The organism is Sphingobium sp. Cam5-1, assembly GCF_015693305.1.
Taxonomy (GTDB): domain Bacteria; phylum Pseudomonadota; class Alphaproteobacteria; order Sphingomonadales; family Sphingomonadaceae; genus Sphingobium.
This window is the reverse complement of record NZ_CP065138.1, coordinates 1,237,824-1,250,785: the sequence shown is the minus strand read 5'-3', so window position 1 is coordinate 1,250,785 and position 12,962 is coordinate 1,237,824. Positions and strand designations below refer to the sequence as shown.

The window sequence follows — 12,962 nt, the reverse complement described above, 5'->3', positions numbered from 1 at the left end:
CATGAAGCGCAGCGCTCTTTCCAAGGCGGCACTTTCGTCGCTGATCGTCGGAACCACGATGGTCGGCTGCACCGGCGCGGCATTCCGTCCGTCTGCCATCGCAGCGGCCAAGGAGGATCCGAGCCGTGCGACAGCGGCCATCGACAAGGCTCTGCTCAGCCGGGATGGCATTCGCGCAGTCGCGGCGGCAGAGGCGGCGGTCAAGGCTGCTCCGCAAGACGCCAATTATCGCCAGTTGCTGGGCCGCGCCTATATTGCGAGTGGCCGTCTCATCTCCGCTGAAACCGCGCTCAGCGACGCCATGACCCTTGGTAATCGCGATCCGCGCACCATCGTCAGCCTCGCCCTGGTGAAGGTAGCGCTTGGGAAGAATGACGCTGCGCGCGAGCTGCTGGCAACCAATTCAGACATCGTTCCCGCGAGCGACTATGGACTCGCCATGGCGATGGCTGGCGACGCGGCGGAGGGTGTCCGCATCCTGTCCGAAGCCATTCACGATCCCTCGGCCACCGCGCGGACGCGCCAAAATCTAGCCTATGCCTATGCGTTGGCGGGACGTTGGAAGGATGCGCGCGTGATGGCGGGCCTCGATCTTGAACCGCTCGCCGCCAACCAGCGCATCGCCCAGTGGGCGCAGACCGCTGCTCCCGATTTCGCGCAGCAGCGCATTGCCGGTCTGATGGGCATAGCGGTTGATGGCAGCGACGCGGGCCAGCCCGTGGCGCTGGCGCTCACGACCGAAGCCGCGCCGGTACAGATGGCAGAGGCAAATGTGCCCGAAGCACCTGCCGTTTCCGGTGCCGAAGAGGTGGCCCCCGAAGCGACGCAGCAGGAACCAGTCCAGCAGGCGGTCGCCTTTACGCCTTATGTGGCTCCGGCGATGCCCATGAAAGCATCCCATGTTCCGGCAAAGGCCGCAGGGCTCCGTCAGCAGACAGCGGCCCGCGCTCCGCTCGCGGCTCGCCCAGCGCTTCGTTTCGATGGCAATGGGAACAGCCCGTGGGTCGTCCAACTTGGCGCTTATTCAAACGCTGCAATCGCCAAGGAGAAATGGTACGACATCGCTCGCCGGAACAGTGCGATAGCCGCGTTGCCGGTACTCACCAGCCAGATTACCGTGAACGGCGTTAGCTATGCCCGCCTCGCGGTCAGCGGCTTTGACGATCGCGTGGAAGCGACGGCGCTATGCCGCGCAATTCGTGCTCGCCGTGGCCAATGCTTCGTTCGGGAAAAGGCCCCCGGCGCCGCGCCGCAGCGCTGGGCGCTGGCATCCAAGCCGCGCCAGTTCGCTTCGCGCTGACCTGCCGTCTTTCAGATCGATGACCTCATCCCCTCATGGGGATGGGGTTTGTCGTGTTTACGCTCTTTCGAGATGATGAAGGGCGTCGCTTCGGCGGCGAGCAGTTCATCTCGACAGTCTCAACGTAAGAAGCAACGCAGCGATATTCCGGCAAGCGAATATGCGCGCGGCTTGTCCGCCCGCTCGGACGAATTCCGCAATTTACCGCAAATTTCTGGAGCCGCCCAAGTGGGCGAAAGTGGCTCCCCGAGTAGGATTCGAACCTACGGCCATTCGATTAACAGTCGAATGCTCTACCGCTGAGCTATCGGGGAGCAGCCCGGCTCTCGCTGGGCAGGCCGCGCCTATAGCAGCGAGATTCTTCGGATGGCAAGGACAGAATTGCGAATTTTTTCAGGCGATGAATTGTTCCGCTGCGATCCGGTCATCCAACGTATGTTCGGGGTCGAAAAGGAGGGTGAGCGGCGTCCCTCGATCGATCTGCACCTCGACCTCGGCGACGTCACGAACTTCGCGTTGGTCCGCCACCGCGCTGACGGGGCGCTTCACCGGATCAAGCACGGTGAAACGGATCGCTGTGCTTTCAGGCAGGATCGCCCCACGCCAGCGGCGGGGACGGAAGGGGCTGATCGGCGTTAACGCGACCAGGCCCGAACCCAGCGGCAGGATAGGGCCGTGCGCGGACAGATTATAGGCCGTAGAGCCAGCAGGCGTTGCGACCAGGACGCCGTCGCATACCAGTTCAGTAAGCGCCGTTCGGCCGTTCACATGGACTTCCAGCTTCGCCGTCTGACGGGTCTCGCGCAGCAGCGACACTTCGTTGATGGCGGGAATAGAAAAGCGTTCCCCATCGACGGTGTCGACTGTCATGCGCAGCGGATTGACCTTGAAAAGCTTGGCCGCCTCGATCCGCTGCTCCAGCCGCTCCAGCCGCCACTCGTTCATCAGGAAGCCGACGGTGCCAAGGTTCATTCCGAACACAGGCATGATCCGGCGGTTCTCCAGCATGGAATGCAGCGTTTGCAGCATGAATCCGTCGCCACCCAGCGCGATGATCATGTTCGCCTGTTCCACAGGGACGAACTCATAGGCGGCGCGAAGCCGTTCTTCGGCGGCCTTCGCAGCCTGGGTGGGGGACGCGAGCAAAGCGCGCCGCGGCTCTTCGGTCATCCGCCCGTCACGCTCATATGGCGGCTAACCGCTGCGGCAGGTGCATCGCCGCCGATGCGAAAATCATGCTTGGCTGGCTTCAAACGCAGCGCACGATCGATCAGCGGCTCGACCGCCCCGATGCCGCCTTCACGGAAGGCGGTCTTGAGGTCGACATGATCCTCATGTCCCAGGCACATGAATATCTTCCCCTCGCAGGTCATGCGCATACGGTTGCAATCTGAACAGAAGTTGTTGGTCAGGGGCGTGATAAGCCCCAATTTCACACGCATCCCGTCAACCGCATGATAGCGCGAAGGCCCGCCCGTGCGATGCGCAATCGGCCGCAGTTCATGCTGCCGCCGCAGTTGTTCCACAACTTCCGTCAGCGGCAGATAATGATCAGTGCGATCTTCGCCAGTCTCGCCCAGCGGCATCGTCTCGATCAATGTCAGGTCAAATCCCTGCTGATCGCACCACTGCAGCATGGGCAGGATTTCATCATCATTGACGCCCTTCAGCGCCACCATGTTGATCTTGACCGCGAGACCCGCCGCCTTCGCCGCCGTCAGCCCCTCAAGCACCGGCCGGATGTCCCCATTGCGGGTGACATGGGCGAACCGCTGGGGATCGCGGCTGTCGAGGCTGACATTGACCCGCCGTACGCCCGCGTCGAAAAGTGCCTCCGCATGCTGGGCCAGCCGCGTGCCGTTGGTGGTCAACGTCAGTTCGTCGAGCCCTTCGCCCAAATGGCGTCCAATGCGCCGCACCAGGTCGATAATGTCCCGCCTGACCAGTGGTTCGCCGCCCGTCAGCCGAATCTTGCGAACGCCACGAGCGATGAAGAGGTCGGCGAGCAGCGCGATCTCCTCCAGCGTCAGCACCTGATCCTTGGGCAGGAAGGTCATGCGCTCCGCCATGCAATAGCGGCACCGCAGGTCGCACCGATCCGTGACCGAAATCCGCAAATAGCTGATCCGGCGGCCCAACGCATCGGTCATGGCCGTGCGCCCAAGGTCGGGCTTGTTCATGATGGACTAGCTAAGCCATGGGAAAGTCCGGTGCAAGCACTGCCGGTTGCAGGAGCGTGAACGGGTCGCTAACGCCTGTCTGCTATATGCCCGCCATGCGCTGTACCCCGGGAGTTTTGATGTGAGCGGTGAATCCGCACTGCATGGACAGCGCAGCCTTTTCATTCTGTCGCCCGGTGACAGGGATGGCTTGTCGCGCGCGGCTGGTCTGGCTGGCTGGCGCGCCATCGCGGCCCGGCGCACGAAGGATGCGGCGCAACGGTTCCTGCATAGCGATGCGCAGATCGCCCTTGTCGACATGCGCGATGTGGCGGACGGAGCCAGCGGCCTCGTCGATGCCTTTTGCCCGGCCATAGAGGCGGGCGGTGGAGCGCTCATCGCCCTGATCGACGCGCAGGCGCTGGGGTCTGTCACGGCGCTGCTGGAAGCGGGAGCGACTCATTTTCTCGCCGCTCCATTTTCAACCGATCAATTGCGGGCGACGCTCGCTTCGGCCCAGCGCCTCGTGGACCGCCTGGGCGGGGGTACGATGCCCAGCCAGCGTGCCCAGCGCATACGCCGCGGCGATGCGCTATTCTGGGAATTGGAGCGGGGAGGGCGATCCCTGCGCCTCAGCGACAATCTTGCCCGGCACCTCAACCTCGATCGCCAGATGATCAGCCCCACGCAGTTTGCTCGCTGCCTGCCCCGTGCCGAACGGCGGTCGGTTATTGCGGGCCTGCGCGGCATGATGCGATCGGGCCGACCAGAATCCTTTGCTCATGCCGCGCCGGGGCGACCGGGCGATCGGCTCGTTCATCATCTCAGGCTGATCGATGGCGTCGTGGCTGCCGATGTCGAGTGGTTGTCCGATATGCATGGGGACGATGCGACCGGCCGGGATGATCTGACCGGCCTTCGTTCGCGGCAGGCAGCGCTGGAGTGGTTGGAAAAGCGGTCCGGCCTTGCCACCACGATCCTCCTGCTCTCCATCAGTCAGTTCGACCGCATGAACGCCGCCTATGGTCAGGTGGTCGGCGATGCCCTGCTCGGCCGGATTGCGAGGAGGATCGAGCGAATGGCGGCAGACGCCGCGCCCGGCGCTATTGTGGCCCGCATCGCCGGGACCGAATTTCTCGTCGGTCTCACGGGCGAGGCAGCTGCGAGCGATCGCGCAACCTTCCTCGCGCGCCAGTTGATCGGCGTCATCATCCGGCCCTTCAGCGCGGGCGACCATCTCATCCGCCTGACGGCTCGCTGTGGCATCGCTCAGTCGCGAGCAGACGATGATGCTACCCGGCTGCTCCGGCGGGCGGGGACAGCTCTGGCAGACGCGCGGGCAGGGGGCGGAGAGGGCATTCGCATCTTCTCGGCCGAAAAGCGCAGCCGTCAGGTCGATGCCGACCAATTGGAAACCGACCTGCGCCTTGCACTTCACCGGGGAGAAATCGGCATCGTCTTCCAGCCGCAATATCCGGTGGGTGGCGATCACATGACGGGGGTGGAGGCGCTCGCCCGCTGGAACCATCCTCAATATGGCCCCCTCGGTGCGGGCATGCTTTTCGCGACCGCCGAACGGTCCGACTATATGCTTCCGCTTTCGGCCCACATCCAGGCCGAAGCGCTGCGTCAGGCGGCGGCTTGGCCCCGGACGCTCTCGCACCTGCGTCTGTCGATCAACGTGACCGCCGCCGACATCGCGCAGCCGGGCTTCATGTCGCAGTTCCTTGCCCTTGTTGACGAGAGCGGCTTTCCCCGTTCGCGCCTGACGGTCGAGATCACCGAAAGCGGCCTTATCGAAAATATCGCTGCGGCCACCGCGCTCCTTACCGCTCTGCGGGCGGAGGGTCTGGCGGTAGCGGTCGATGATTTCGGCACCGGCTATTCCAGCCTTGCCTACCTAAAGAGCCTCCCGCTCGACTATCTCAAGATCGACAGCGGCCTGGCCCAGGACATCGCTGGGACTGCCCGCGACCGGATCGTGGTCCGGGGCGTCATCCACATGGCCAAGTCCCTCGGCATGAGCGTCATCGCCGAGGGGGTCGAGACCCAGCAGCAACTCGATTTACTGGCGCGCGAAGGTTGCGACTATTATCAGGGCTTTCTGCGATCCGCCGGAATATCCTCCGCTGAACTGGCCGCGATGGCGCTGAAGGGCTGAGGCAGCCTAAAAGGCGATTCCGGCCCGGCCGATCAGGGTTGCTCCTGAGTGACGCGCCTCGCCATCGATGCTGCTGTTTGCATAACGCACGCCCACAAACCATTGCCGCTTCAGATAATCGATGCTGACCCCATGGTCCCAATATGTGCCATCAGGCCGCAGGCGGGCTGCATCTTGGTCATCGCGGACTCGGCCACTCGAAAGACCGACATTCGCTGAAACGGTGAACGGTGTGCCAGGGATACCAGATGACGCCGAAGCCGAGAGATAAAGATTATCTCCGCCAATCGAATGTTGCCGGGGCGCATAGCTGGCGTTGACGTCGATATTTGCCGGGCCGATCAGAAAGCCCGCCCCAGCTCCAACCTCGCCATATCCCTGTCTCGACGCACCCGGAAACAGGTGATAGACCCCTCTCGCAGAAAGCCGCCATGCGCCCATTTGCCGGGCATAGGATGTGCCGAGGTCCACCACGGTATCGGCTCCACGGTGACGGCTGCTGTCCCACAAGGACGTCGCCGCGGCATCGAAACTCAATCCCTCCGTCGCCTGTACGGCGATTGTTCCCCGCACGACCGGGTCGCCATCGCTCCAGCTCAATCCCCGCCTGCGTTCATCGCTTGCCACCTCGGCGGTTGCCGAAAACCGGTCAGCATATTGCGCCAAGGCGGGGGAAGAGGTGGCGGCCAGCAGGATTGCCGCCGCCACCATCAAGCGTGCGTCAGTTTGAGGCAAGATTGCGAACCGCATCCAGCTCGGCCACCAAAGGCGCGCGATCCTTCTCGGCCACCGCCACCAGATGTTCGCGGATAGCCGCGTCATATTGAGCCACATTGCGTTCACTTGATTTGCGGCTGGGGATGCATGCCCCATGTTCGCTGCCGGAAAAACGCTTGTCATGGGAAACCGTGCGGGCCAGCGCCGGGCTGTGGTTAAGAGCACGGTCCACGATGACCGTCGCGGTCCAATGGCACCGTTGCATATCCATGCGGTTGGGGGTTTTCGCACCGACGGTCCTGGTGGCGAACTCGACGCGAGCCGAGTAGGTGGCTTGCACCGGCGTTCCGCCATGGTCGATCTGCACGCTGTGCGTGGCGGCGACAGCTGCCATCGCTACGAAGGTCGAAATCATGTCAATCTCCTGCTCGATGCCGGACTTTGCTGTCCGGTCATCGACGCAGCATTTAGATGGCCGATGTTGCTGCTACTTTGCTGACGCACTACAAAGGGGTGCTGGCGAGAGGCGCGCTGAATCCATTGTCATGCAGCCGACTTCGCCAACCCCTTCGACAATTGCAGCGCCCCATTCAACCGCGCCGCCGGGTCAGCCCAGGCGCGATTGACGACCACCTTGCTGTCCGGCCGCAACCGCGCCACGCCATTTAGGCGCTGGATATAGGCAACCAACCCTTCCGGCTTGGGGAATCGATCTTCGAAGAAGCTGACCAGCGCGCCCTTTGGCCCCACATCGATCTTCGAGATATTGGCCGTCACACAATTCTGCTTGATCTCGATGATCTTGAACAGGTTTTGCGTCGGCGTCGGCAGCTTGCCGAAGCGGTCGATCAACTCCGCCGCAAAAGCCTCCAGCCCCTGCCGGTCCTCCACCTCGTTCAGGCGGCGATACAGCCCCATGCGCAGGTCAAGATCGGGCACATAATCCTCCGGTATGAGGATGGGCGCATCGACGCTGATCTGCGGTGAGAAGCTCTCCCGCTTCTCAATCCCGGCGCCGCCTGCCTTGGCCTCCAGGATCGCGTCCTCCAGCATCGACTGGTAGAGTTCGAACCCGACTTCCTTGATATGGCCCGACTGTTCGTCGCCAACGAGGTTGCCTGCACCGCGAATATCGAGGTCGTGGCTCGCGAGCTGGAACCCGGCCCCCAGCGTATCGAGGTCGGACAGCACCTTCAGCCGCTTTTCTGCCGTCTCGGTAATCACCTTGTTCGCAGGCGTCGTGAAATAGGCATAGGCCCGCGTCTTCGACCGCCCCACGCGCCCACGAAGCTGGTATAGCTGCGCCAGCCCAAACCGATCCGCGCGATGAATGATGAGCGTATTGGCCGATGGGATATCAAGGCCACTCTCAACGATCGTCGTCGACAGCAACACATCATAACGCTTGTCGTAGAAGGCCGACATGCGCTCCTCAACTTCGGTAGCGCTCATCTGGCCATGGGCAACGATGGGCTTCACCTCCGGAACCTCGGTGCGCAGAAACTCCTCCACCTCGGCAAGGTCGGCAATGCGCGGGACGACGAAGAAGCTCTGCCCCCCGCGATAATGTTCGCGCAGCAGTGCCTCGCGAATGACCACCCCGTCCCAGGGCATGATGTAGGTCCGAACCGCCAGACGATCGACCGGCGGCGTCTGGATGACGGACAGTTCCCGCAAGCCCGACATCGCCATCTGAAGCGTGCGCGGGATCGGCGTCGCCGTCAGCGTCAGCACATGGACGTCGGTCTTCAGGCTCTTCAGCCGTTCCTTGTGCGTCACGCCAAACCGCTGCTCCTCGTCAACGATGACCAGCCCCAGCCGTTTGAACTCCAGCCCCTTTGCCAAGAGCGCATGGGTGCCCACCACAATATCGATCGTCCCATCGGCCAGCCCGGCCTTCACCGCCTTCGCCTCCTTGTCCGGCACCAGCCGTGACAGCCGCCCGATATTCACCGGGAAGCCTCTGAACCGCTCCTCAAAATTCATATGATGCTGGCGCGCCAGCAGGGTGGTTGGGCAGATCACCACCACCTGCATCCCCGCCATCGCCGCCACGAAAGCCGCGCGCAAAGCCACCTCGGTCTTGCCGAAGCCCACGTCGCCGCACACCAGCCGGTCCATCGGCCGCCCCGCGCCCAGATCCTCCACCACGTCCATGATGGCGCGATCTTGGTCCTCCGTCTCCTGATAAGGGAAGCGATCGACAAAGGCCGGATAACCCGCGCTATCCGGCTCCGCCACGGTCGCCGCCCGTAGCGCGCGTTCCGCCGCCGTCTTGAGCAATTCACCCGCGATCTCGCGGATGCGCTCCTTCATCTTGGCCTTGCGTCGCTGCCATGCTTCGCCGCCCAGCCTGTCGAGGCTCACACCCTCGCTGTCCGAGCCGTAGCGCGAGAGAACCTCCAGATTCTCGACCGGCACGTACAGTTTGTCGCCGCCCGCATATTCCAGCGCCACGCAGTCATGCGCGGCCTTGGCGACCGGAATCTGCGTCAGCCCTTCATAGCGGCCGATGCCGTGGTCCATATGCACGACGAGATCGCCCGGCGAGAGCGTCGCCAACTCCTGCAAGAAAGCGTCGGCATTCTTCTTCCGCTTGGCCCGCCGCACCAGCCGGTCGCCCAGCATATCCTGCTCTGTCAGCACCGCGACATCGGGCGCGGTAAAGCCATGATCCAGCGGCAGGACGGTCAGCACCGTGCTGCCATTCGCCGCGATTCCCAGCGCCTCCTGCCAGCTATCCGCCGCCGCGACCCGCTTCAGCCCATGATCGACCAGCAGCCCCGAAAGCCGCTCCCGTGCGCCCCCGGAATAGCTGGCGATGACGACATTCTTCTTCGCCCGCTGGAGGGAGGCGATATGCTTGCCCACCGCCTCATAGACATTGGCGTTCTGCGCCCGCTCCGGCGCGAAATCGCGCGGCCCATCGACCTCAAAGTCAAGGACGGAGGCGCTCTCCGGTTCATGGAAAGGCGTGGTCGCGTGCATCGGCCACTCCCGCACGATGGCGTCCCATTCTTGCTGCTCCAAATAGAGCGCCTTCGGTTCCAGAGGCCGATAAGCCCCCGGATCGGACGACTTCGCCTGCACGCGATTGGCATGATAGTCCCGGATCGCCTCGAACCGGGCTTCGGCCGCGCCCGCTACACCATGATCCAGCACAACCAGCGTATCGTCGCCCAGATGCTCGGTCATCGGCACCAGCCGTTCCTCGAGCAGCGGCAGCCAATGTTCCATGCCCGCCAGCCGCCGCCCGTCGCTCACCGCCTGGTAAAGCGGATCGCCCGTCGCCGTTGCTCCGAACGTCTCGCGGTAACGCCCGCGAAAGCGCTTGATCGTCTCCTCGTCCAACAATGCCTCGGACGCGGGGAGTAACGTGAACCCCTCAACACTCCCGCTGGTCCGTTGATCGGCGGGATCAAACCGCCGTACCGTCTCGATCTCGTCCCCGAAGAAATCAAGCCGCAGCGGCTGTTCCTCACCACCGGGAAACAGATCGACAATGCCCCCCGAATGGCGAACTCGCCCCGATCATGCACGGTGTCGGTCCGCACATAGCCGTTCGCCTGCAACATCTCCGCCAGCCGGGAAATCGCAATCCGCTCCTTGGGCGCGAGCTTCGCCACCAACTGCCGCACACGAAACGGCGTCAACGTCCGCTGCGTCAACGCATTGAGCGTCGTCAGGACAAGCTGCGGACCCTTGGGCTTCCCCTGCAACGCATAAAGTCCCGCCAACCGCGCCGAAGCCGTGCGCAGCGAAGGACTGGCCCGGTCATAGGGAAGGCAGTCCCAAGCCGGAATCTCGACAATCTCGATCTCCGGCGCAAAATAATGCGCCGTGTCCGCCACCGCCCGCATGAGTTGCTCATCCGGCGCGACGAACAACGCGCGCGAAGGCGCTGCTCGCGCAATATCCGCCAGCAACCATGGCTGAAACCCCGCCGGAACCCCGGAGAGGGTCATGGGAGAGGACGCTTTGAGGATCTTCAGAAGGTCGGTCATCTAATTCTCAGTCCCCCTCCCGCAAGCGGGAGGGGTTAGGGGTGGGCAATCCAACGCAGGTGGTGCAGGCCCACCCCGCTGCGACTAGCCGAGCCTTAAGGCCCAACAAGTCTCGCTGCCCCTCCCGCTTGCGGGAGGGGAGGGCAGTCACTTCTTCCCAATCTCCACAAAATCCATTTTCACGAACTTGTCCCACATCGGCCCCCGCCAGACATCCGGCAACGGCAAAGTCCCCAACGCCCAAGCCATGATGTCGGCGTCCTGTTCCTCGATAAAGCATTCGAACCAGGCCAGTTCATCCTCACCCCACTCGGCATGGTAGCGATCAAAAAATCCACCCACCGCCAGGTCCGCTTCCTTGATGCCGCGATGCCAGGCACGGAATTGCAGGCGGCGGATGCGAGGATCTTCGTTCACAATTTGTTCCTTACGCGGACATGCCGAATACACCGATCAGATGTTTGCGCATCGTCCCGGCTGGGCTAGATGGCGTCAGATAGCCATGCGACCCGATATCCTCAACCCACTCTTCACCGAAATCGAAGCCTTGAAGGGCGTCGGCCCCGCGCTTGCCAAGCCGCTGGAGCGCTTGGGGCTGGCCCGCGCCGTCGATGTCCTATTCCACCTGCCGGTCAGCTTTGTCGATCGCCGCATGGTGGACGAGTTGATCCTGTCCGACTCAGGGCGGGTCATCGGCATAGAACTTACGCCTACCGACTACCGTGCGTCCGGAAGCGCCCGCGCGCCGTTCCGCGTCATCGCGCAGGACAAGCATGGCAACACGGTCGCGCTGGTCTATTTTGGCCGCAACAGCGCCTGGCCCCGCAAGCTGCTGCCCTTGAACGAACCCAAATTCATCTCCGGCAAGCTGGAGGCCTATGGCGAGAACCTCCAGATCGTCCATCCCGACTATGTCTTGCCCCCGGAGGAAGCCGCCACCATCCCGGCGCGAGAGCCAGTCTACGGCCTTTCCGAAGGCCTCACCAATAATCGCCTGCGCGACCTCGTAGGGCAATCACTGAGCCGCGCCCCAGATCTCCCCGAATGGATCGAACCCAGCCTGCTGGCGCAAAAAGGCTGGCCGACATGGCACGAGGCGCTCACCCGCATCCACGCCGACCCCAGCGATGCAGAAGCGCGCGAACGCCTGGCCTATGATGAAATCTTCGCAGGCCAACTCGCGCTGATGCTGGTGCGCCAATCCTCCCGCAAGCGCCGGGGCATCCCCATTGAGGGAGACGGCCGCCTGCGTGCCATGCTCGAACTCCCCTTCGCCCCGACCGGCGCGCAACGCCGCGCCTTCGGAGAGATTGAAGGCGACATGGCGCAGCCCGTCCCGATGCTCCGCCTCCTGCAAGGCGACGTCGGCTCGGGTAAAACGCTCGTCGCGCTCATGGCCCTCCTCAACACGGTGGAGGCAGGCGCTCAGGGCGCGCTCCTTGCCCCGACAGAAATACTGGCGCGCCAGCATTATGAAACGCTGCGCAAGATGGCGTCGGGTTTGCCCGTAACCATCGCCATCCTCACCGGCCGCGAAAAGGGCAGGGTGCGCGAATCCACCCTGATGGGCCTCGCCGACGGCAGCATCGACATCCTCGTCGGCACTCATGCCATCTTCCAGGACGCCGTCCGCTACAAAAATCTCGCCCTCGCGGTGATCGATGAACAGCATCGCTTCGGCGTCGCGCAGCGCATGATGCTCGCCGCCAAGGCCGAGCGCACGCCGCATCTGCTGGTTATGACCGCCACCCCGATCCCCCGCACGCTGACGCTCACCTATTATGGTGAGATGGACGTCTCCCGCCTGGACGAAATGCCGCCGGGCCGCCAGCCGATCCAGACGGTCGTCATGTCCGCCAACCGTCTCGATGAAGTGGTCGAAGCGCTCGCCCGCCACATCGAAACCGGCGGCCAAGCCTATTGGGTCTGCCCCTTGGTCGAGGAAAGCGAAACCAGCGATCAGGCCGCTGCCGAAGCCCGCGCGGAAATGCTGAAGATGCGTTTTGGCGACCTCGTCGGCCTTGTCCACGGCCGCATGAAAGGCCCGGAGAAGGACGCCGCGATGGAGGCTTTCTCCTCCGCCCGCACAAAAATCCTCGTCGCCACCACCGTCATAGAAGTTGGCGTCGATGTCCCCAACTCCAACCTCATCATCATCGAAGGCGCCGACCGCTTCGGCCTGGCACAGCTCCACCAGCTGCGTGGCCGGGTAGGGCGCGGCCAGAACCACAGCGTCTGCATCCTCCTGCGCGGCGGCGCCCTGAGTGAAACCAGCCGCGCTCGACTGGCGCTCATGCGCGAAACCAATGATGGCTTCCGGATTGCCGAAGAAGACCTGCGCCTCCGTGGCGCAGGCGAAATCCTGGGCACGCGCCAGTCGGGCGAAGCGCAGCTGAAGATAGCGACGCCTGAACATCTGTCCGCCCTGCTCGACAGCGCCCGCGATGACGCACATCTCCTGATTGACCGGGACGGTGGACTGAGCGAAGCGCGCGGCCAGGCAGCCAGAACCTGCCTTTACCTGTTCGAACGAGATGCTGCGGTGGGATTGCTCCGAAGCGGCTGATCGACGCGACGAATTGCTGGACGGGCGAAACCATCGCACTCTGCCGTCGTTGCCA

Annotated in this window: 8 protein-coding genes, 1 tRNA gene and 1 pseudogene; 3 read left to right on the top strand and 7 right to left on the bottom strand. The window is 63.5% G+C overall.

Annotated features, from left to right (window positions below):
- The first annotated feature begins 1 nt into the window (after position 1).
- The gene (locus tag IZV00_RS06325) at positions 2–1,300 is read left to right on the top strand and encodes an SPOR domain-containing protein (RefSeq protein ID WP_196226277.1); all 1,299 of its coding nucleotides are present in this window, start codon (positions 2–4) and stop codon (positions 1,298–1,300) included.
- A gap of 239 nt (positions 1,301–1,539) precedes the next feature.
- Here IZV00_RS06325 and IZV00_RS06320 read toward each other — a convergent pair.
- The 3 genes from IZV00_RS06320 to moaA all read right to left on the bottom strand — a co-directional run bounded on the left by IZV00_RS06320 (position 1,540) and on the right by moaA (position 3,480).
- A tRNA-Asn gene (locus IZV00_RS06320) sits at positions 1,540–1,614 on the bottom strand.
- A 79-nt stretch (positions 1,615–1,693) separates the two neighbouring features.
- Complete coding sequence (locus IZV00_RS06315) at positions 1,694–2,470, bottom strand: NAD kinase (protein WP_196226276.1); 777 nt, start codon at positions 2,468–2,470, stop codon at positions 1,694–1,696.
- A complete protein-coding gene (gene moaA, locus IZV00_RS06310; RefSeq protein WP_230463320.1) occupies positions 2,467–3,480 on the bottom strand; it encodes a GTP 3',8-cyclase MoaA in 1,014 nt (337 codons plus the stop codon). The genes IZV00_RS06315 and moaA overlap by 4 nt, the downstream gene beginning before the upstream one ends.
- A 121-nt stretch (positions 3,481–3,601) precedes the next feature.
- On the opposite strand from moaA, the gene IZV00_RS06305 reads away from it, so the two are divergent.
- Positions 3,602–5,620, top strand: coding sequence for a putative bifunctional diguanylate cyclase/phosphodiesterase (locus IZV00_RS06305; RefSeq protein ID WP_196226275.1), 2,019 nt, complete (start codon positions 3,602–3,604; stop codon positions 5,618–5,620).
- A gap of 6 nt (positions 5,621–5,626) precedes the next feature.
- Here the strand turns inward: IZV00_RS06305 and IZV00_RS06300 are convergent, their stop codons facing one another.
- The 4 genes and pseudogenes from IZV00_RS06300 to IZV00_RS06285 form a co-directional block, all read right to left on the bottom strand.
- Complete coding sequence (locus IZV00_RS06300; protein ID WP_230463319.1) at positions 5,627–6,331, bottom strand: TorF family putative porin; 705 nt, start codon at positions 6,329–6,331, stop codon at positions 5,627–5,629.
- Positions 6,332–6,341: 10 nt separating this feature from the next.
- Positions 6,342–6,752 carry a hypothetical protein gene (locus IZV00_RS06295; protein ID WP_196226273.1) on the bottom strand — a complete coding sequence of 137 codons (411 nt, stop codon included), beginning with the start codon at positions 6,750–6,752 and terminating at the stop codon, positions 6,342–6,344.
- Between the two features lie 128 nt (positions 6,753–6,880).
- Positions 6,881–10,341, bottom strand: a pseudogene (gene mfd / locus IZV00_RS06290) (transcription-repair coupling factor).
- Positions 10,342–10,488: 147 nt separating this feature from the next.
- A complete protein-coding gene (locus IZV00_RS06285) occupies positions 10,489–10,758 on the bottom strand; it encodes an FAD assembly factor SdhE (RefSeq protein ID WP_196226272.1) in 270 nt (89 codons plus the stop codon).
- 85 nt (positions 10,759–10,843) lie between these two features.
- Between IZV00_RS06285 and recG the strand changes: the two genes are divergently transcribed.
- Entirely contained in the window at positions 10,844–12,907 is a 2,064-nt protein-coding gene (gene recG, locus IZV00_RS06280) for an ATP-dependent DNA helicase RecG (protein WP_196226271.1), read from the top strand.
- Positions 12,908–12,962 lie beyond the last annotated feature (55 nt).

Bases quoted from the DNA above. Each gene is read 5' to 3' on its own strand.
- IZV00_RS06325 (WP_196226277.1), top strand. From the start codon at position 2: ATGAAGCGCAGCGCTCTTTCCAAGGCGGCACTTTCGTCGCTGATCGTC.
- IZV00_RS06315 (WP_196226276.1), bottom strand. From the start codon at position 2,470: ATGACCGAAGAGCCGCGGCGCGCTTTGCTCGCGTCCCCCACCCAGGCT.
- moaA (WP_230463320.1), bottom strand. From the start codon at position 3,480: ATGAACAAGCCCGACCTTGGGCGCACGGCCATGACCGATGCGTTGGGC.
- IZV00_RS06300 (WP_230463319.1), bottom strand. From the start codon at position 6,331: ATGGTGGCGGCGGCAATCCTGCTGGCCGCCACCTCTTCCCCCGCCTTG.
- IZV00_RS06295 (WP_196226273.1), bottom strand. From the start codon at position 6,752: ATGATTTCGACCTTCGTAGCGATGGCAGCTGTCGCCGCCACGCACAGC.
- recG (WP_196226271.1), top strand. From the start codon at position 10,844: ATGCGACCCGATATCCTCAACCCACTCTTCACCGAAATCGAAGCCTTG.